21 protein-coding genes are annotated in these 19,138 nt (G+C 70.6%); 14 read left to right on the top strand and 7 right to left on the bottom strand.

Going from position 1 to position 19,138, the window contains the following annotated elements:
- Nucleotides 1-8: 8 nt before the first annotated feature.
- Entirely contained in the window at nucleotides 9-494 is a 486-nt protein-coding gene (locus BO39_RS06745) for a Fur family transcriptional regulator (protein ID WP_052401697.1), read from the bottom strand.
- 56 nt (nucleotides 495-550) lie between these two features.
- Between BO39_RS06745 and hisI the strand changes: the two genes are divergently transcribed.
- Together hisI and BO39_RS06755 are read left to right on the top strand one after the other, a co-directional pair.
- Entirely contained in the window at nucleotides 551-1,027 is a 477-nt protein-coding gene (gene hisI / locus BO39_RS06750; protein ID WP_084697905.1) for a phosphoribosyl-AMP cyclohydrolase, read from the top strand.
- A 73-nt stretch (nucleotides 1,028-1,100) separates the two neighbouring features.
- On the top strand, nucleotides 1,101-1,763 hold the full coding sequence (locus BO39_RS06755) for a GOLPH3/VPS74 family protein (protein WP_043831278.1): 663 nt from the start codon (nucleotides 1,101-1,103) through the stop codon (nucleotides 1,761-1,763).
- 7 nt (nucleotides 1,764-1,770) lie between these two features.
- On the opposite strand, the gene BO39_RS06760 is transcribed toward BO39_RS06755, so the two are convergent.
- Entirely contained in the window at nucleotides 1,771-2,025 is a 255-nt protein-coding gene (locus tag BO39_RS06760) for a SemiSWEET family sugar transporter (protein WP_043831280.1), read from the bottom strand.
- 117 nt (nucleotides 2,026-2,142) lie between these two features.
- Between BO39_RS06760 and lpxB the strand changes: the two genes are divergently transcribed.
- Complete coding sequence (gene lpxB, locus BO39_RS06765) at nucleotides 2,143-3,285, top strand: lipid-A-disaccharide synthase (protein WP_043831282.1); 1,143 nt, start codon at nucleotides 2,143-2,145, stop codon at nucleotides 3,283-3,285.
- A gap of 64 nt (nucleotides 3,286-3,349) precedes the next feature.
- Here lpxB and BO39_RS06770 read toward each other — a convergent pair whose 3' ends face one another.
- From BO39_RS06770 to BO39_RS06780, 3 genes are all read right to left on the bottom strand, one after another.
- Nucleotides 3,350-4,306 carry a YsnF/AvaK domain-containing protein gene (locus BO39_RS06770; protein WP_043831284.1) on the bottom strand — a complete coding sequence of 319 codons (957 nt, stop codon included), beginning with the start codon at nucleotides 4,304-4,306 and terminating at the stop codon, nucleotides 3,350-3,352.
- A 68-nt stretch (nucleotides 4,307-4,374) separates the two neighbouring features.
- Nucleotides 4,375-4,776 carry a DUF2382 domain-containing protein gene (locus tag BO39_RS06775; protein ID WP_043831286.1) on the bottom strand — a complete coding sequence of 134 codons (402 nt, stop codon included), beginning with the start codon at nucleotides 4,774-4,776 and terminating at the stop codon, nucleotides 4,375-4,377.
- Nucleotides 4,777-4,872: 96 nt separating this feature from the next.
- Nucleotides 4,873-7,188, bottom strand: a complete 2,316-nt coding sequence (locus BO39_RS06780) for a bifunctional salicylyl-CoA 5-hydroxylase/oxidoreductase (protein ID WP_043831288.1) — start codon at nucleotides 7,186-7,188, stop codon at nucleotides 4,873-4,875.
- 108 nt (nucleotides 7,189-7,296) lie between these two features.
- On the opposite strand from BO39_RS06780, the gene BO39_RS06785 reads away from it, so the two are divergent.
- The 11 genes from BO39_RS06785 to BO39_RS06835 all read left to right on the top strand — a co-directional run bounded on the left by BO39_RS06785 (nucleotide 7,297) and on the right by BO39_RS06835 (nucleotide 17,046).
- The gene (locus BO39_RS06785; protein ID WP_043831290.1) at nucleotides 7,297-8,043 is read left to right on the top strand and encodes an SDR family NAD(P)-dependent oxidoreductase; all 747 of its coding nucleotides are present in this window, start codon (nucleotides 7,297-7,299) and stop codon (nucleotides 8,041-8,043) included.
- Nucleotides 8,040-8,546 (top strand): MarR family winged helix-turn-helix transcriptional regulator, encoded by a 507-nt coding sequence (locus BO39_RS06790; RefSeq protein ID WP_043831292.1) that lies wholly within the window; start codon nucleotides 8,040-8,042, stop codon nucleotides 8,544-8,546. Before BO39_RS06785 ends, BO39_RS06790 begins: the two co-directional genes overlap by 4 nt.
- Nucleotides 8,543-9,352, top strand: a complete 810-nt coding sequence (locus BO39_RS06795; RefSeq protein WP_043831294.1) for an enoyl-CoA hydratase family protein — start codon at nucleotides 8,543-8,545, stop codon at nucleotides 9,350-9,352. The genes BO39_RS06790 and BO39_RS06795 overlap by 4 nt, the downstream gene beginning before the upstream one ends.
- The gene (locus tag BO39_RS06800) at nucleotides 9,352-10,512 is read left to right on the top strand and encodes an acyl-CoA dehydrogenase family protein (RefSeq protein WP_043831296.1); all 1,161 of its coding nucleotides are present in this window, start codon (nucleotides 9,352-9,354) and stop codon (nucleotides 10,510-10,512) included. Before BO39_RS06795 ends, BO39_RS06800 begins: the two co-directional genes overlap by 1 nt.
- Nucleotides 10,509-12,170: an AMP-binding protein gene (locus BO39_RS06805; protein WP_043831297.1), complete on the top strand. Its 1,662-nt coding sequence runs from the start codon at nucleotides 10,509-10,511 to the stop codon at nucleotides 12,168-12,170. The genes BO39_RS06800 and BO39_RS06805 overlap by 4 nt, the downstream gene beginning before the upstream one ends.
- A gap of 26 nt (nucleotides 12,171-12,196) precedes the next feature.
- Nucleotides 12,197-12,712 carry an acyl-CoA thioesterase gene (locus BO39_RS06810; protein ID WP_052401699.1) on the top strand — a complete coding sequence of 172 codons (516 nt, stop codon included), beginning with the start codon at nucleotides 12,197-12,199 and terminating at the stop codon, nucleotides 12,710-12,712.
- Entirely contained in the window at nucleotides 12,709-13,110 is a 402-nt protein-coding gene (locus tag BO39_RS06815; protein WP_043831299.1) for a RidA family protein, read from the top strand. The genes BO39_RS06810 and BO39_RS06815 overlap by 4 nt, the downstream gene beginning before the upstream one ends.
- A gap of 383 nt (nucleotides 13,111-13,493) precedes the next feature.
- Nucleotides 13,494-14,708 (top strand): NADP-dependent isocitrate dehydrogenase, encoded by a 1,215-nt coding sequence (locus BO39_RS06820; RefSeq protein WP_043831305.1) that lies wholly within the window; start codon nucleotides 13,494-13,496, stop codon nucleotides 14,706-14,708.
- A gap of 104 nt (nucleotides 14,709-14,812) precedes the next feature.
- Complete coding sequence (locus BO39_RS06825; protein ID WP_245615002.1) at nucleotides 14,813-15,490, top strand: DUF599 domain-containing protein; 678 nt, start codon at nucleotides 14,813-14,815, stop codon at nucleotides 15,488-15,490.
- 172 nt (nucleotides 15,491-15,662) lie between these two features.
- Nucleotides 15,663-16,049, top strand: a complete 387-nt coding sequence (locus tag BO39_RS06830) for a hypothetical protein (protein ID WP_043831311.1) — start codon at nucleotides 15,663-15,665, stop codon at nucleotides 16,047-16,049.
- Between the two features lie 58 nt (nucleotides 16,050-16,107).
- Complete coding sequence (locus BO39_RS06835; RefSeq protein ID WP_043831313.1) at nucleotides 16,108-17,046, top strand: cation diffusion facilitator family transporter; 939 nt, start codon at nucleotides 16,108-16,110, stop codon at nucleotides 17,044-17,046.
- Here the strand turns inward: BO39_RS06835 and BO39_RS06840 are convergent.
- Nucleotides 17,043-17,510, bottom strand: a complete 468-nt coding sequence (locus BO39_RS06840) for a hypothetical protein (protein ID WP_043831314.1) — start codon at nucleotides 17,508-17,510, stop codon at nucleotides 17,043-17,045. The genes BO39_RS06835 and BO39_RS06840 overlap by 4 nt on opposite strands.
- The gene (locus BO39_RS06845) at nucleotides 17,507-19,138 is read right to left on the bottom strand and encodes a peptide chain release factor 3 (protein ID WP_043831315.1); all 1,632 of its coding nucleotides are present in this window, start codon (nucleotides 19,136-19,138) and stop codon (nucleotides 17,507-17,509) included. The genes BO39_RS06840 and BO39_RS06845 overlap by 4 nt, the downstream gene beginning before the upstream one ends.

Raw genomic sequence — 19,138 nt, forward strand, 5'->3', positions numbered from 1 at the left:
CGAGGCGCTCAGCCCGGCGCGGCGCAGTCCCCGCAGGTGCCCTCGACCTCAACGGTCGCCCTCAGCGGGCTGAACCCCGCCGCCCGCGCCGCCGCGGCCACCGCCTGCGCCACCGAATCATCCGACAGCTCCGCCGTCCGTCCGCAGTTGCGGCAGATGAGGAACTGGTGGGGATGGTCGTGCTCGTGCCCCTGCGAGACCTCCATGCAGGGCAGGAAGGCGTTCAGCCGCTCGATCCGGTGGATCAGCCCCTGCGCCATCAGGAAATCGAGCGCGCGATAGACGGTGGGCGGCGCCGCCCCCGGCCGCTCGGCCCGCAGCCGGTCCAGCAGGGCATAGGCACCCACGGGCTGCCCCGCCTCCATCACCATCTCCAGCACGCGGCGCCGCAGTGGCGTGAGTTGCACCCCTCGCCGAAGGCAGGAGTCCTCAGCCTCGCGCAGCGCGCCGGCCGTGCCGTCGGTCAGGGAATGATGGTGGTCGCCGTGGGGCATCCGGTCCTCGGCCGGCTGTAAGGGACGCGCGCGCCGGCACCTCCTATATAGAGCCGATGGCCACGCCCCCCAACCGCCCCGCTGTACGCCCCCCTGGCCGCCCCGCCGACCTCCCCCCCTGGCAGCCCCCCTCCCCCGAGGCCTGCGCCGCCTTCGTCGCCGCCCTGAAGCCCGACACCAACGGCCTCGTCGCCGCCATCGCCCAGGCCCACGGCACCGGGGAGGTGCTGATGCTCGCCTGGATGAACGCCGAATCGGTCGCGGAAACCCTCGAGACCGGCCGCGTCACCTATTACAGCCGCTCCCGCCGCGCCCTCTGGCGCAAGGGCGAGACGTCCGGCCAGGTGCAGCACCTGATCGACCTGCGCCTCGACTGCGATGGCGACGCCCTGCTGGCGACCGTCCACCAGGATGGCGTCGCCTGCCACACCGGCCGCCGCTCCTGCTTCTCCTGGGGCCTCTCCGCCGGGGAAGTCGCCCCTCTCGAGCCGGTCCTGACCGATCCCGCAGCGCTCTACCCCACGGACAGCTGACCCGGGCGCGCGATTGACGGCCGCCCCCGCGCAGCGCTTCCCTGCCGCGGGCCAAAGGGAATCGGGATACGCCATGCCGCTGACCATGCCGGAGGAACTCCTCCTCCTGATGTTGGACGACCGCACGGGGCGGCTGAACGAGGCCGCGGGCCCCGCCTCCGGCTACGCCATCGCCGGCGCCATCCTCGCCGAGCTCGCTCTCCGAAATCGCATCGACACCGACCCGCAGCGCCTCTTCGTCGCCGACGCCACGCCGACTGGGGACAACCTGCTGGACCCGGTCCTCGCCCGCATCGCGGCCGATCCCGCCCCGGAGGGCGAGCCGCATGACAGCCGCTGGTGGATCGAGACCCTCGGCCAGGAGGCGGACCGCTTCCGCGACGCCATCTTTGCCCGCCTCGTCGCCCACGGCATTCTCCGCACCGAGGAGGGCCGCTTCCTCTGGATCTTCCCCGAGCGCCGCTACCCCATGATCTCCGACAAGGAGGAGCGCGAGGTGAAGGCTCGCCTCATGGGCGTGATCTTCGAGGACGACATCCCCGAGCCCCGCGACAGCCTCCTCATCGGCCTCGTCCGCGCCGCCGGCTTGCTGCCGCTGATCCTGGCCCCGGACACGCTGGAGGCCGCCGAGCCGCGCATCGCCCAGGTCGCCAACCTCGAGGAGCTGAGCCGCTCCCTCGGCAACGCGGTGCGCGACATCTTCGTGGAGATGGCCCGCTACACGCCGCTGATGTGAGGCGCCGTCAACCGAAGCGAAGCTTCATCCCGAGGATATAGGCCGAGAGGATCATCGTGGCCGCGTTCGCCATGATGATCCCGTTGCTGCCGATCAGCAGCCCATAGGCGAGCCACAGCCCCACCCCCGTGGTGAAGAGCATCAGCATGGGCATCGACAGGTCGCTGGCCGAGCGCGTCCGGTGCGTGCGAAGCACCTGCGGCACGAAGGCAATGGTGGTGAGGATGCCCGCGACCACGCCCAGCCACTCGACACCGTCCATCGCTGCTCCCCGGACACCGTTCCGCTTCCTCTCGGCGCCGCCTCCGCCTATGCATCAGTGCATGATCGAAATCCACCTTCGGCAAGAGGCCCCCGCCATCTTCCCCGCGGGTGTTGCATGACCCTCCTCTACGTCGTCGCCGGCGAATCCTCCGGCGACGTGCTCGGCGCCCGCCTCATCGTCCGGCTGCGCGAAGCGAGGCCCGACCTCCGCTTCGCCGGCATCGGCGGCGACCGGATGGCCGAGGCTGGGGTGACCAGCCTCTTCCCCATGCGCGAACTCGCCCTGATGGGCCTGCTGGAGGTGCTGCCCAACATCCGCAGCCTCGCCCGCCGCCTGGACGAGACGGTCGCGGACATCGCCGCCCGCCGCCCCGCCGCCCTCGTGACCATCGACAGCCCGGGCTTCGTGCTGCGCGTCGCCGCCCGCGTGCGGCCGCTCGGCATTCCCGTCATCCACTACGTCGCGCCCCAGGTCTGGGCTTGGCGGCAGGGCCGGGTGAAGAAGATGGGCCGGAAGCTGGACCGCATCCTCGCCCTCCTGCCCTTCGAGGCCCCCTTCTTCGAGCGCGCGGGCATCCCCGTCACCTTCGTCGGCCATCCCGTGCTGGAGAGCGGGGCCGCCGCCGGCGACGCCGCCCGCTTCCGCGCCCGCCATAGCATCGCGCCCGGCGAAAGGGTGGTTCTCGTCATGCCCGGCAGCCGCCGCACGGAGGTCGGCCGCCTGCTGCCCATCTTCGGCGAAACGCTGCGCCTCCTCGCCGCCCGCCACCCCAACCTTCGCCCCGTCGTGCCCCTGGCCGGCCCGGTGGAGGAAGCCGTGCGCGCCGCCGCCACCGGCTGGAGCCCCGCGCCGGTCCTCGTCCGCGACATAGACGACAAGCACGACGCCTTCGCCGCCGCCGAGGCGGGGCTGATCAAGTCCGGCACCTCCTCGCTCGAGGTCGCGATGGCCGGCGTGCCGATGGTGGTGGCCTACAAGATGAACCCGGTCACCGGCTGGATCATCCGCCGCCTGGCGAAGGTGAAGTACGCGAGCATCGTCAACCTCCTCGCCGACGCGCCGGTCATCCCGGAACTGCTGATCGAGGACTGCCGCCCACCGCTCCTCGCCGAAGCTCTGGGCAAGCTCCTGGAAGGCGAGGGCGTCGAGGCCCAGCGGGAGGGCTTCGCCCGCGTCATGTCGCTTCTCTCGCCGCCCGGCGGCGGCAGCCCGAGCGAGGCGGCGGCGCGTGCCGTGCTGGAGATGATCGGCCCCTGAAACGCGGAAGGGGCCGCAGCTTCCGCCGCGGCCCCCTCCAACTTCCCGCCCTTGCGGGCGAGCGTCAGACGCGCGGCTTGCCCGTGGTGGTGCCAGTCGTGCCAGTGGTGCTGCCGGTGGTGGTCCCCGTGGTCGTCCCGGCGGTGCGGTCGTCCTGCACCTCCACCTCGGTGTGGCGCACCGTGTCGCTCACCGTCTGCGTGCGATCGGACACATCCTTGCGAATGACCAACTCCTCCTTCACCCGCGCCTCCTTGGAGACAACCGCCTCCTCGCTGTGCTCGACGGCGTCGATCACGCGCTCGCGGAAGGCGTCATCGGCGGCCGAGAGCGGCTGGTCCACGGCGCGGCGCTCGATCGAGACGTGCTCCTCGTGCAGCGTCACGTTCTCGCTCACCGGCGTCTCGACGATGTAGGACCGCACGCGCACGCGGCCGCGCTCCGTCTCGCGCTTGCCGACGCGCAGTTGCTCCTCGACGACCGGGATCCGCTCCTCGCGGTCCGTCCCCGTCGTGGCGGCCCCCATGGCGGCACCAGTCGTGCCCGTCCCCATGGCGGCCGTGCTGCCCGTGCTGACGGCCGGCGTGGAGGTGCCGCCCATCGTGGCCGCGCCGACCGCGCCCGAGGTGTTCATCGGCGTGCCCGTGCCGGCAGCATCATCCATTGAGCCGCTCCAGCCGCTCGCGCGCCACTCGGCCTCACGGGAGTCAAGATCCACCGCGCCATGCGCCTCGAAGATGTCGAGCGCGTGGTCCACGACGCTGTCGTCCACCTGGGCGGAGACGACGTAGCCGCCGCGGCGGATGCCCTCCGCATAGGCCTGGCGATCCTCGTCCGCGATGAAGAGGTCCTTCAGCGAGGCCCAGAGGCCAGTGTCACCCGTGCCGGTGCTGGTCGTCTGCCCGGTATTGCCGTGGATGGCGATGTGGTTCGAGTCGATGCGGTCATGTGTGCGCAGGTGCTCGACGACGGCCTCCGCCTCGGCGCGGCTGTCGAACAAGCCGGTAATCGTGCGGGTCATGCGTGCATTCCTTCCTGATGGGACCTGTATCGTGCGTATTCCGTGGACGGCGCGGGCAGGGCCCGGGTTCAGGATTCCGTCCGCTCGCCCGTGGGGGTGATCCGTTCGACGGCGGCGTGCTGCACCCGGCGGGTCGCCGGCTGCTCCACCGTCTTCTCCTCGTTGATCATGTGGAGATGGATCTCCTCCCGCAGGACGAGGCGCTTCTCGACGACGAGAACCTCCTCGACCACGGGGATGATGATCACGTCCCCCTCCTGGCGAACCTGCGGCGCCTCGGTGACCGTCGTGCCCACGGGCCGACGCTCCACCTCGGCGCGGCGGCTGTGCAGCGTCTCGCGCAGCATCTCCTCCACCACCTCCGTGGTGAGGGAGACGCGAACACGACCTGTCTCCACCTGCCGCTTGCTCAGCAGAAGGGTTTCCTCGACGAGAGGAATCACGGCCTCGGCAGTTGTCTCAGCCGTCATCACAACCTCACCTCGGACCGTTCTGAAAACGGCCGAGTCGTGGGCCAGTTGCCCCCGGTTGCGGAACGGTCTGGCGTTTAGAACGCCAGGCGGCACCTAAACGGCGTGGCGCTTCGGCCGGGCCTTGCGGCGCAACTCCATCAGCTCCGCCTCCTCGCGCACGGCATTGCGCAGCAGCGCGTCCTGCCCCCAGCGATACTGCGGCGGGCACGCCGTGCGCACGCCGTAACGGGCGGCGGCGTGCAGCGTGAAGGCGGGATCGACGAGGTGCGGCCGCGCCAGCGCCACGAGATCCGCGCGCCCGGCCGCGAGGATCGTGTTCACCTGGTCCGCCGAGGTGATGCTGCCCACGCACATGGTGGCCACCTTCGCCTCGTTGCGGATCATGTCCGACCAAGGCACCTGGAACATGCGCCCATAATGCGGCGCGCTGTCCGCTACCGTCTGCCCGGTCGAAACATCCAGCAGGTCGCAGCCCTCCTCCGCGAAGGCCCGGGCGATCCCCAGCGTCTCCTCGTCCGTTACGCCGCCCTCCGCCCAATCCGTCGCGGAAACGCGCACGCTCATCGGCCGGTCCGAGGGCCAGGCCGCCCGCAGCGCCCGATAGACCTCGAGCGGATAGCGCAGCCGGTTCTCAAGGCTCCCGCCATAGCCATCGGTGCGCCGGTTCGTCAGCGGCGAGAGGAAGCTCGCCATGAGGTAGCCGTGCGCGCAGTGGAACTCGAGCATGTCGAAGCCCGCCCGCGCGCCGCGCTGCGCCGCCGCCACGAAATCGTCGCGCACGCGGTCCATCTCGGCCCGCGTGATCTCCCGCGGCACCTGGCTGTTCGGGAAGTACGGCACGGCACTCGCGGAGACGATCGGCCACCCACCCTCCGGCAGGGGCTGGTCCATCCCCTCCCACATGAGCTTCGTCGCACCCTTCTGCCCGGCATGGCCGAGCTGCAGCGCGATCCGGCTGCCCCCATGCGCGTGCACGAAATCGACGATGCGCTTCCAGCCCGCTTCCTGCGCGTCGTTCCAGATCCCCGTGCAGCCCGGCGTGATCCGCGCCTCCGGCGAGACGCAGGTCATCTCCGTGAAGATCAGCCCCGCGCCGCCCGTCGCGCGCGCGCCGTAATGCATGAGGTGCCAGTCATCCGGCATCCCGTCCGTGGCCGAATACTGGCACATCGGCGATACGACGACGCGGTTCGCCAGCTCCATCCCGCGCAGGCGAAAGGGCTGGAACATCGGCGGCGCGCCCTTGACAGCCGGCAGCCCCTGAGCGCGCACCTCGTCCTCGAATAGCGCGCGCGATTCCTCCACGAACTCCGGCGCGCGCAGGGAAAGGTTCTCCCAGGTGATCGCCTTGGAGCGCGTCATCACCCCGAAGGCGAAGCGCGTCGCCGGCATGTCCCAGAAGCGCGCGACATGCTCGAACCACACGAGCGAGACATCGGCCGCGTGCTGGATCTTCTCCACCTCCTCGCGGCGCCCGCCCTCGAAGCGCGCCAGCGCCTCCTCCACCGTGCCGCCGCGCATGAAGGCGGCGTGGAGGTGGATGGCGTCCTCCATCGCCAGCTTCGTGCCGGACCCGATGGAGTAGTGCGCCGTCGCCTTGGCATCGCCGAGCAGTACGACATTGCCCTTCGACCACCGCGCGCAGCGCATCATCGGAAAGCGCCGCCACAGGCTGCGGTTGGTGATGAGCCGATGGCCCTCAAGCTCCTCCGCGAAGACCTCCTCCATGAAGGCCGCGCTCTCGGCCTCGCTCATCGCGCCAAGCCCCGCGCGCTCGAAGGTCCCGGGGTCCGTCTCCAGCACCCAGGTGCTCGCGCCCTTCTCGTACTGGTAGCAGTGGGCGATGAAGATCCCCTCAGGGCGCTCCTTGAAGAAGAAGGTGAAGGCATCGAAGGGGCGGGTGCTGCCCATCCAGGCGAAGCGGTTCGGCCGCAGGTCCACCGTCGGCGCGAAGTGCTCGAGGTCGCGCTGCCGCACCGGGCTGTTGATGCCATCGGCCGCAACGACGAGATCGGCGTCCGGGAAGTCCTCCGGCATCGCCTCCCGCCCGAACTCCAGCTCCACCCCCAGTTCCCGGGCGCGCGCCTGCAGCAGCATCAGCAGCGTCCGGCGGGAGCAGCCGCAAAAGCCGTTCCCCCCGATCCGGTGGGTCGCCACCTCGTTGCCCCGCTTGGCCACGATCTCGATGTCGTCCCAGTAGGCGAAGGCGTCGGTGATGGCCTTATAGGACTCACGGTCCGCTCGCTCGAAGGTCTCCAGCGTCTGGTCGCTGAACACCACGCCGAAGCCGAAGGTGTCGTCCGCCTGGTTGCGCTCCACCACCGTGATCCGCGCCTCCGGCCGGTCGCGCTTCATCAGGATGGCGAAGTAGAGCCCGGCGGGGCCGCCGCCGATGACCGCGATCCGCATGGGAAATCTCCTGGGCTGTCAGGACAGGAGATAGTTTAGGCTTCAAGTTTTCAAGGTTTCAACTGGCGCTTGCGGGTCGCCGCCATATTCCTTTAGGCTTCAAGGATCATGAACGGCATCACCGGACGCCATGCGATCGTGACGGGGGGCGGCACGGGCATCGGCCTGGCCGTGGCGGAGGCCCTCACCCGCGCCGGCGCCCGCGTGACCGTGACGGGCCGCCGCGAGGCCCCCCTCCGCGCCGCCGTGGAATCCGGCCAGGCGGCCGGCTTCGAAACCGCCGACGTAACCGAGCCCGGCGCCTTCGCCGCCGCCCTCTCCCGCGCGGGCCACCCCGCCATCCTCGTCAACGCCGCCGGTGCCGCCGAGAGCGCCCCCTTCCTCCGCACCGACGACGCCCTGTGGGAGCGGATGCTGCGCGTGAACCTTCTCGGCGCCGCCTCTGCCACCCGCGCGGCGCTTCCCGCCATGCTGGAGGCCGGCTGGGGCCGCGTGGTCAACATCGCCTCAACCGCGGCGCTGCGGGGCTACCCCTATGTCACCGCCTACACCGCCGCCAAGCACGGGCTGCTCGGCCTCACCCGCGCCCTCGCCCTGGAAGTGGCCACGAAGGGCGTCACCGTGAACGCCGTCTGCCCCGGCTTCACCGAGACCGACATCGTGGCCGAGAGCGTCGCCCGCATTACCGCGAAAACCGGTCGCACGGAGGCCGAGGCTCGCGCCGAGCTCGCCCGCCACAACCCCCAGGGCCGCCTCGTCCAGCCGGAGGAGGTGGCCTCGGCGGTGCTGTTCCTCCTCGGCAACGCGGCGATCAACGGCCGCGCCATCGCGGTGGACGGGGGCGAGGTGCCATGACCCCCGACACCCATGTGGACGCGGAAACCGCGCTCGACCACGCCCCCGCCGGCCACAAGGATGACCTCCGTCTCTGGCTGCGCATGCTCTCCTGCGCCCGCCTGATCGAGGCCGAGATCCGCCGCCGCCTTCGCGCCCGCTTCGACACCACCCTCCCCCGCTTCGACTTCCTCGCCCAGCTCGAGCGCGCGGCCGAAGGCCTCACCCCCGGCGAGATCAGCCGCCGCATGATGGTCACCGGCGGCAACGTCACCGGCCTCGCTGCCCGGCTTGAAGAAGAAGGCCTGATCGAGCGCCGCGCCGTCCGCGAGGACCGCCGCGCCGTCACCCTCCGCCTGACGCCCCAGGGCCGGCGCGAATTCGCGCGCCAGTCCGCCGCGCATGAGGAATGGGTGGCCGAGCTTCTCGGCGGCCTCTCCGCCACCGACCGCGCGGCCCTGCTGCGCCTGCTGGACCGCACGCGCCGCGGCGTCCGCGCCGCCATGTCAGAGGGGGGCGCATGAGCCTCAAGAGCTTCAACGCACAGCACGTGCGCCTCACCGTGGAGGGCCGCGTCGCCTCCATCCTGCTCGACCGCCCTGAGCGGAAGAACCCGCTGACCTTCGAGTCCTACGCGGAACTTGCATCCATCTTCCGCACCGCCACGAACGACGAGGAGGTCGGCGCCTTCATCCTCTCCGGCGCCGGCGGCAACTTCTGCTCCGGCGGCGACGTGCACGAGATCATCGGCCCGCTGCTCGACCGAGACACGAAGGGCCTGATGCAATTCACGGCCATGACAGGCGAGTTGGTGAAAGCCATGCGCGCCTGCCCGCAGCCGATCGTCGCCGCCGTGGACGGCGTCGCGGCCGGCGCCGGCGCCATCATGGCCATGGCCTCCGACATCCGCCTCGCCACGCCCCGCGCCAAGGTCGCCTTCCTCTTCAACCGCGTCGGCCTTGCCGGCTGCGACATGGGCGCCTGCGCCATCCTGCCCCGCATCATCGGCCAGGGCCGCGCCTCCGAACTTCTCTACACCGGCCGCTCCATGTCCGCTCAGGAGGGCCTCGACTGGGGCTTCTTTTCCCGCGCCGTGGAACCGGAGGCCCTGATGGAAGCCGCCGCCAACCTCGCTCGCCAGGTGGTCGAAGGCCCCGGCTTCGCCAATGCCATGACGAAGCGGATGCTCGCCATGGAGTGGTCCATGTCCGTCGAGCAGGCGATCGAGGCGGAGGCCGTCGCCCAGGCCCTCTGCATGACCACCAAGGATTTCCGCCGCGCCTACGACGCCTTCGTGGCGAAGCAGCGCCCGGTCTTCGAGGGCGACTGATGGCCGACCGCGACTTCCTCCTCTGGCCCTTCCTCGAACCCCGCCACCGCGCCTGGGCCGACGAGGTCGAGGCCTGGGCGGCCGCCAACGCCGAGCGCCTGTCGGAAGGCGACACCGACACCGCCGTCCGCAACCTCACCCGCGCTATGGGGGAAGCCGGCCTGCTCCGCGTCGCCGTCCCCGAGGACGGCCGCCTCGACGTGCGCTCCCTCTGCATCGCCCGCGAGACCCTGGCCCGCCACTCCGGCCTCGCCGACTTCGCCTTCGCCATGGCCGGCCTCGGCACCGGCTCCGTCACCCTCTTCGCCGACGCCGCCCTGCGGGAAGCGGTCCTCCCCGCCGCCCGCGCCGGCACCTCGCTCGCCGCCTTCGCCCTCAGCGAGCCCGAGGCCGGCTCGGACGTGGCAGCGCTGGCCACCACCGCCACCCGCGACGGCAACGCCCACTGGCGGATCGAGGGCAGCAAGACCTGGATCAGCAACGGAGGCATCGCCGGCACCTACGTCGTCTTCGCCCGCACCGGCGAGGCTCCGGGCGCGAGGGGCCTGACCGCCTTCCTCGTCCCCGCGGACACGCCCGGCCTCACCATCGCCGAGCGCATCGAGGTCTCTGCCCCGCACCCCCTCGCGACGCTCCGCTTCGACGCGATGCGCGTGCCTGACAGCCACCGCCTCGGCGCGCCCGGCGAAGGCTTCAAGGTCGCCATGGCCACGCTCGACGTCTTCCGCGCCACCGTCGGCGCCGCGGCGCTCGGCTTCGCCCGCCACGCGCTCGACCTCACCGTCGCCCGCGCCACCAACCGCCAGCTCTTTGGCGGCCCCCTTTTCGACCAGCAGATGACTCAGGCCGCTATCGCCGAGAGCGCCGTGGACGTGGAAACCTCCGCCCTCCTCGTATATCGCGCCGCCTGGCTGAAGGATTCCGGCACCCCCCGCGTGTCCCGCGAAGCCTCCATGGCGAAGCTCCACGCGACGGAGGCCGCCCAGCGCGCCGCCGATCGCTGCGTCCAGATCCACGGGGGGTACGGCGTCGTCCGCGACCACCCCGCCGAAAAACTCTACCGGGAGGTTCGCGCCCTGCGCGTCTACGAGGGCGCCAGCGAAGTCCAGCGGATCATCATCGCCCGCGCCGAGCGCGACCGGGCGAAGGGAGCGGCATGATGGACACCAACCTTCCCCAGGACGACTGGTCCGGCGCCACGACGGAACTCGCGCCGAGCGCCCACATCGACACCTTCCCGCGCGACAACCTCCCGCCGCGCGACCAGTGGCCCGAACTTCTCTTCGACCTGCCGGACTACCGCTATCCCCGCCGCCTCAACTGCGCAGTCGAGCTGCTGGACCGCAACGTGGAGAACGGGCGGGCCGACCACCCCGCCATCATCACGCCCGAGGAAACCCTCACCTACCGGCAATTGCAGGACCGGGTGGACCGGATCTGCAACGTGCTCACGCGCGACCTCGGCATGGTCCCGGGCAACCGCGTCATGCTCCGCAGCGCCAACAACGCCTGGATGACAGCGACCTACCTCGCGGTCCTCAAGGCCGGCGGCGTGGTCGTCGCCACCATGCCGCTCCTCCGCGCGAAGGAGCTGGGCCAGATGCTGGAGAAGGCCCGCATCACCCACGCGCTCTGCGACGTGAAGCTGCGCGACGAAATGGAGAAGGCCGCCGCCGAGGCACCGCAACTCCGCCACGTCATCCTCTGGGGCAACGGCGACCTCGAGTCCCGCTGTGCCGCCCAGCCCGCGGGCTTTACCGCCTGCGACACCGCCGCCGACGACGTCTGCCTCATCGGCTTCACCTCCGGCACCACGGGTCTGCCGAAGGGCACCATGCATTTCCACCGGGACATGCTGGCGATCTGCGACGGCTACTCCCGCCACGTCCTCCGCCCGACGCCCGAGGACCGCTTCATCGGCTCCGCGCCCCTGGCCTTCACCTTCGGCCTCGGCGGCCTCGTCCTCTTCCCCTTCCGCATCGGCGCCACGGGCATCCTGCTCGAAAAGGCGGGGCCCGACGAACTCCTTCCCGCCGTCGAGCAGCACCGCGCCACAATCCTCTTCACCGCCCCCACCGCCTACCGCGTCATGGCCGGCAAGGTCGCCGATTTCGACATCTCCTCCCTTCGCAAATGCGTCTCCGCCGGCGAGACCCTGCCGCGCGCCATCTTCGACGCCTGGGAGAAGGCGACCGGCCTGCGCCTGATGGACGGCATTGGCGGCACTGAGCTGCTGCACATTTTCGTCGCCGCCCCCGAGGAAACGCTCCGCCCCGGCTGCACCGGCCTGCCCGTCCCCGGCTACCAAGCCCGCGTGATCGATGGCGAGGGGAACGAGGTCCCGCGCGGCACGCCCGGCTGGCTCGCCATCCGCGGCCCCATCGGCTGCCGCTACCTCGCCGATCCCCGGCAATCCGACTACGTCCGTCACGGCTGGAACATCCCCGGCGACGTCTACATCCAGGACGAGGACGGCTACTTCCGCTACCAGGGCCGCGGCGACGACATGATCGTGGCCGCCGGCTACAACATCGCGGGCCCCGAGGTGGAGGGCGCGCTCCTCACCCATCCCGCCGTGCGCGAATGCGGCGTCGTCGGCGCGCCCGATGGCAAGGGTGGCACGGTCGTGAAGGCCTATGTCGCCCTCAAGCCCGAATACTTCGGCAACGAGAGCATGGTGCGCGCCCTGCAGGACCATGTCCGCGCCGAGATCGCCCCCTACAAGGCGCCGCGCATCATCGAGTTCCTCGACGCCATGCCCCGCACCGAATCCGGCAAGCTCCAGCGCTTCGCGCTCCGTCGCATGGCGAACCCGTGACGGGTTCGACGTCGCATGGCGAACCCGTGACGGATTCGCCTCCGGACGGCCCGCGCGCGAGCACCAGCGCCGCGCGTCCGACCCCGATCCCCGCCTCCGCCCTGCCCGCCGCCGCCTTCCGCGGCACGGCGCGCGTCCGCTTCGGCGATTGCGACCCCGCGGGGATCGTCTTCTTCCCCAACTGGTTCATCATCGCGCACGGCATCGTGGAGGATCTCTTCCGCGAGCGCCTTCGCATCGACTTCCACGAGATGCACGGCACCCGCGGCATCGGCACCGGCTTCGTCCACGCCGCCGCCACCTTCATGCGCCCGGGCATCATGGGGGAAGAGGTGACGCTCACCCCTCTTGTCCGCCGCGTCGGCGGCGCCTCCTACGCGCTGGACCTGCATATCCATCGCGGCGAGGAGGAACTCGTCCGCCTCGACCTCGTCACCGCCACCACCGACCTCGCCAGCCGCACCAGCGTGCCGGTGCCGCCCGACCTGCGCGCCGCCCTGCTGCGCTACCAGGGCGAGTGCCGGCAGGAGAACACCCCATGAGCGGCAAGCTCGACATCCTCCAGCCCCCCGGCTGGCCGGCCCCGCGCGGCTATTCCAATGGCGTCGCCGGGCGTGGCCGCGTCGTGCTCGTCGGCGGGCAGATCGGCTGGGACGAATCCGGCCGCTTCGCCGAGGGCTTCGTCGCCCAGACCGAAAGGGCTCTCCGCAACATCCTCGCCGTCCTCGCCGAGGCCGGGGCGGGCCCCGAGCACATTGGACGCCTCACCTGGTACGTCACCAGCATGGACGAGTACCGCGCCTGCCTGCCCGAGCTGGGCCGCGCCTATCGCTCCGTGATGGGCCGTAACTTCCCGGCCATGGCGCTCGTCGGCGTCGTCGCCCTGGCCGAGCCCGAGGCGCGGGTGGAGATCGAGGCCACCGCCATCGTCCCAGACTGAGGCACCGGCCGCGGCCCGGCGGGCAGCTCCCGTTCCGCCGCGCAGGAACACACCACCTCCCCGCCCGCCAGCCGGTTCGGCACCGTCGGCTCCCCGCAATGCGGGCACTCCCGGATCGTCTCCATCGCGGTTCCTCCACCGTCACGCCGCTCTATCTGGGGGCGATCCGCCGCGGCGCAGGAGGCCCGCGCCATCAAGCCTGCCGGCGCCAACGCCGCCTGCCCGCGCACACTATTCCCGGCCCCCGCCTTGCCCCTGTGCCGCCCCGGTGCGAATGTCCGGCCGCTGCCGGGGGGCCCTCCCCCTGGCCCCCACTCGACGCGGGCCCAGCCCGCTCCTTTCCCGGCGGGCAGCGCCCGTCCTGTGAGCCTGCGAGGACCGGAATGGCCAAGATCAAGGTGAAGACCCCCGTCGTGGAGATGGACGGGGATGAGATGACGCGGATCATCTGGGGCTTCATCAAGGAGAAGCTGATCCTTCCGTACCTCGACATCGAACTGAAGTACTACGACCTCGGCGTCGAGTACCGCGACCAGACCGACGACCAGGTGACGATCGACGCCGCCAACGCCACGAAGCAGTACGGCGTGGGCGTGAAGTGCGCGACCATCACCCCGGATGAGGCGCGGGTGAAGGAATTCAACCTCAAGAAGATGTGGAAGTCCCCCAACGGGACCATCCGCAACATCCTCGACGGCACGATCTTCCGCGAGCCGATCATCTGCCAGAACGTGCCGCGCCTCGTGCCGCACTGGTCCAAGCCCATCGTCGTCGGCCGCCACGCCTACGGCGACATCTACCGTTCGGTCGAGATGAAGGTGCCCGGCGCCGGCACCGTGAAGATGACCTTCACCCCCGAAGGCGGCCAGCCGCAGGAGATCGGCGAGTTCCCGATGCCCGCCACGGGCGGCGTCGCGATGATGATCCACAACCTCAACAAGTCGATCGAGGGCTTCGCGCGCGCCTCCTTCAACTACGGCCTGGCGCGGAACTACTCCGTCTACTTCAGCCACAAGAACACGATCCTCAAGGCCTATGACGGCTCCTTCAAGGACATCTTCCGCAAGATCTACGACGAGGAGTTCAAGGCCGAGTACGAGAAGCGCGGCCTGACCTACGAGGACCGCCTGATCGACGACATGGTCGCCTCCGCCCTCAAGTGGGAAGGCGGCTACATCTGGGCCTGCAAGAACTACGACGGCGACGTGCAGTCCGACATCGTGGCCCAGGGCTTCGGCTCCCTTGGCCTGATGACCTCCGTGCTGCTCTCCCCCGACGGCAACACCGTCGAGTCGGAAGCCGCCCACGGCACCGTCACGCGCCATTACCGCGAGCACCAGAAGGGCCGGGAGACGAGCACCAACCCGATCGCCTCCATCTTCGCCTGGACGCGCGGCCTCGCCTATCGCGGCAAGTTCGACAACACGCCCGACGTGGTGGACTTCGCCAACTCCCTCGAGCGCGTCTGCATCGAGACGGTCGAGGCCGGCCACATGACGAAGGACCTCGCCATCCTCATCGGCAAGGACCAGCCCTGGCTCAACACCCAGGCCTTCCTCGCCAAGCTCGACGAGAACCTGCAGAAGGCCCGCGCCTGATCCAGGGCCGCCGCCGCGTGAACTGAAAGGGGGCGGGCGCCGAGAGGCCCCGCCCCTTTCCGCGTCATGGCACCCTTCTTGGAAGCCCCCGAAGGAAGATGACCATGCCAGGCTTCCTGACCGCGCTCGACCTCGTCGCCCTTCTCGTCTTCGCCCTCTGCTGGACCGGCTACGCGACGGTCGTGGACCGCGTCCCCTCCATCCGGCGCCGCAGCGTCATCCACGCCATGGACGAGCACCGCCGCCGCTGGCTCACCGCCGCTATCCCGAAGGAGAACCGGATCGCGGACGTCGCCATCGTCGGCAACCTCATGTCCTCCACCTCCTTCCTCGCGAACACCTGCATCTTCATCATCGGCGGCGCCATGGCCCTGCTCGCCTCGCCCGAGACCGGCCGCCGCGTGCTCGGCGCCATGCCCTTCGCCGAGGGCGCGCTGACCGATGGCGGGTGGGAGGCGCGCATCCTCCTCATCCTCCTCATCTTCGTCCGCGCCTTCTTCGAGCTGACCTGGGCACTGCGCCAGTTCAACTACGGCTCCATCCTCCTGGGCGGCCTCGGCCGCACGGAAGCCGCCCTCCCGGCCGCCGAGATCGCGGCCCAAGTGGTGAACCGCGCCGCCCGCCACTTCAACACGGGCCTCCGCGCCTATTATTTCGGCCTCGCCGTCCTCGGCTGGATGGTGCACCCCCTCGCCTTCATCCTCGCCTCCCTCTGGGTGGTCTCCGAACTGCACCGGCGCGAATTCCGCTCTGCCGTCCAGGCGGCACTGTCCACGGGCTGAGCGACGGGACATTCCGCCTCCCTGTTTCGGACCCTCCGCACAAGGCACCAGGGGCTGAAACCCCGGCACCGCTCCCCTCTTGAGAGCCGGACGGAGGGCCCGCGCCGAAACCTGCGAGGAGCCCTCTCCAAGGGCCGCGACGCTCCCGGCCTGAAACCGCGGGAGGAACGCGATGCCCCAGCTCGTCCTCGGATGGCTCCTGCCGGAGGGGGAGCGCGGCGCCCTCCTCGCCCTCGTCCCGCCCCGCTACCCCCGCGTGATGGCGCACCACGTCACACTGAAGCCCGGCGTCCGCCAGGACCATCCCCTGCCCGAGGCGACGCACGGCCGCGTGGTCGGCCTCGCCGATGACGGCCGCGGCGTCCAGGCCCTGGTGGTGGAGATCGACGGGACCACGCGACGCCCGGACGGCTCCACCTGGCACATCACCTGGTCGCTCGGACCGGGCCGCAAGCCCGTGGAGAGCAACGACGTGATCCGCCAGCATCGCTGGAAGCCCCTCGAATCGCCGCGCGACATCCGGCTCGAACCCGCCGTCTTCGGCTCCGCCAACCGCTGAGGCGCCCTCGGATCGTTTCGATCTCGCCTGCCCGCCACGGCTGCGGCATCGTTGCGGCGTGAACAACATCGATCGCGTCGCGCCCGCATTTCCCGACCAGGCCGCCCTGAGGCGGGAACGCTCCATCCTCCTCGCCTGCCTGCTCGATCTCGCGGTGATCCTTCCCTACCTCGTCATCGGCCTCTACGCGAACACCCTCACCATGGTCGCCGAGGCCCTGCGCGCCAGCCTCATGGTGGGGCTCGAGCTCGTGCTCCTGGTCATGCTCCGCCGCATCCATCGTGGAGAGACCACCGCTTACGACTACGGCGTCGGCAAGATGGAGCAGTTCGCCAACCTCGCCATCGGGGTGGCGATGGGCGCGCTCGGCGTCTGGCTGATCTTCGCCGCCCTGGAGCGCTGGGGCATGCCGGAGGAGCAGAACGCCGCCGGCATGGTCCTGGCCGGCATCGCCACCACGGCCAACCTCGCCCTCAACGCCATCGCCCTCCGCGCCCTCTGGCTCGCGGGGCGGGACGGCACCTCGGCCATCATGACCGTGCAGATCCGCAGCCGTGCCGTGAAGCTGATCGCCTCGGCCGTCGTGGCGGTCGCCATCGGCATCAACGCCGTCGCCGAACTCCTTCACGCCGCCACCCGGGTGGGCGCCCTCGCCGAGGCGGGCGGCACGATCTTCGTCGGCCTCGTGATGATTCAGCTCTGCGTCTCCGTCTGGCGGGAAGCGGTGCCGCACCTGCTGGACCGCAGCCTGGACGAGGGCCGCCAGGCCTCCATCAACCGCGCCCTGGCCGAGCATTTCGCGAGCTACGACGCGCTGCTCGGCGTGCGATCCCGCATCGCCGGCAAGCGGGCCCATGTGGACATCACCCTCGGCTTCGAGGCGGGGCGCACCATCGGCGAGATCCAGACCGTGGCCGACGCCGTCGCCCGCGACCTGACCGACCTCATCCCCGGCGCGGAGGTCATCGTCACCCCCGTCGCCCTCCCCGCTGGCTAGGCGGCCGCGCCCTCGAAGCCCAGCGCCCGCAGCGCCGCGATCGAGCGCTCCGCCGAGACGTGGTGGATGAAGGTGCCTCCCTTCGCCTCCCACCCCTCGCGGGCCGAGGCGCGGTCGTCCACCAGCACATGGCCCGGGCCGGACCAGCGCGGCTTCTCACGGCTCATGCAGGTGACGATCGGCACATGCGCCCCGAGCATCCGCGCCACCCACCGCTTCTTCTGCGCCGGCGCCCACTTCCCCAGCGGCAGCCCCGTCAGGATCGTCGGGTGGTGCGGCTCGCAGAAGCGCCACAGCGCCTCCGCATCGTGCATGAATTCCAGCGTGTCGAAGAAGGCAGGCGCCTTGGCCAGCGCCGCCCACATCGTCTTCAGCGGCAGCTCCTCCGGCCGGCGGCCGGTGACCACCTTCACGCCCGCATCGAAATCGGCCAACACCCCGTCGAGGTCGAGGAAGAGCTTCACGCCGCCGCGTGCTGTTCCCGCAGCTTCAGGAACTTGAGCGTCGGCCATTCCTCCTCCGCCCGGTTGCGCCGCCAGTCGCTGGTGAAGAAGGCCACCAGCGCCCCGTCATGGTCCTCCGCCGTGTCATGCGGCGCGGATTGCCGGAAGCCCTGCATCGCCGCCTTATCGTCGGAGACCACCCAGCGCATCATCCCCCAGGGCGTGCTCTCGTAGCGGCTGGGCACCGAGTATTCCGCCTTCAGCCGCTCCGCCAGCACGTCGAGCTGCAGCGCGCCCACCACGCCCACAACGGGCGGCGTGCCGTCCAGCGGGCGGAAAAGCTGAACCACCCCCTCCTCGGCAAGCTGCTCCAGCGCGGTGCGGAGCTTCTTCCCGACCATCGCGTCCTCGATCATCACGCGACGCAGGATCTCCGGCGCGAAACTCGGCACGCCCCGGAAGTTGATCTGCTCGCCCTCGGTCAGCGTGTCCCCGATCCGCAGGATGCCGTGATTGGCGATCCCCACCACGTCCCCCGGCCAGGCCTCCTGCGCCACCTGCCGGTCCTGCGCGAAGAAGAACAGCGGTGCGTTCACGGGAACCTGCTTGCCCGTGCGCGTCTGCCGCAGCCGCATCCCCTTCTCCAACCGGCCGGAGCAGATGCGCAGGAAGGCCACGCGGTCCCGGTGGTTCGGGTCCATGTTCGCCTGGATCTTGAACACGAAGCCCGTCAGCGCCGGCTCCTCCGGCCGCACGCGCCGCGTATCCGCCGGCCGCGCGCCCGGATGCGGCGCGAAGCGGGACAACCCCTCCAGCAGGTGCCCGATCCCAAAGTCCCGCAGCGCCGAGCCGAAATAGACGGGAGTCATCGTCCCCTCGCGGAAGGCCTCCAGGTCGAAGGTCTTGAACGCCCCCGCCAGCTCCGCCCCCTCGCGCAACGCTTCGGCTTCCGCCGCCGGCACCAGCTCGTCCAGCTTCGGGTCATCCAGCCCGGTGAGCTTCACCGGTCCCGAACCCTCCGCCAGCAGGTGCAGCGCCGGCTCCAGCACGTCGTAGGTGCCGAGGAACCCGCGCCCCGAGCCCACCGGCCAGGCCGCCGGCGTCACGTCCAGCGCCAGCGTCTTCTCGATCTCGTCCAGCAGCTCGAAGACGTCCCGGCTCTCGCGGTCCATCTTGTTGATGAAGGTGATGATCGGAATGTCCCGCAGGCGGCACACCTCGAACAGCTTGCGCGTCTGCGCCTCGATGCCCTTGGCCGCGTCGATCACCATGACAGCCGCGTCCACGGCCGTCAGCGTGCGATAGGTGTCCTCCGAGAAGTCCTCGTGGCCCGGCGTGTCCAGCAGGTTGAACACCACCCCGTCCCGCTCGAAGGTCATCACGGAGGTCGCGACCGAGATGCCGCGATCCTGCTCGATCTTCATCCAGTCCGAGCGCGTGCGCCGCCGGTCGCCCTTGGCGCGCACCTGCCCCGCCAACTGGATGGCGCCGCCGCGCAGCAGCAGCTTCTCCGTCAGCGTGGTCTTGCCGGCGTCAGGGTGGGCGATGATGGCGAAGGCCCGGCGCCGCGCGGCCTCGCGCGCGACCGCCGTGCTCGCAGGATCGGCAGGGGCCGACTCAAGGGCCTCGATCGGGGTGGTCTGGTCCAT

The organism is Roseomonas aerilata DSM 19363, assembly GCF_000711725.1.
Lineage (GTDB): Bacteria > Pseudomonadota > Alphaproteobacteria > Acetobacterales > Acetobacteraceae > Roseomonas > Roseomonas aerilata.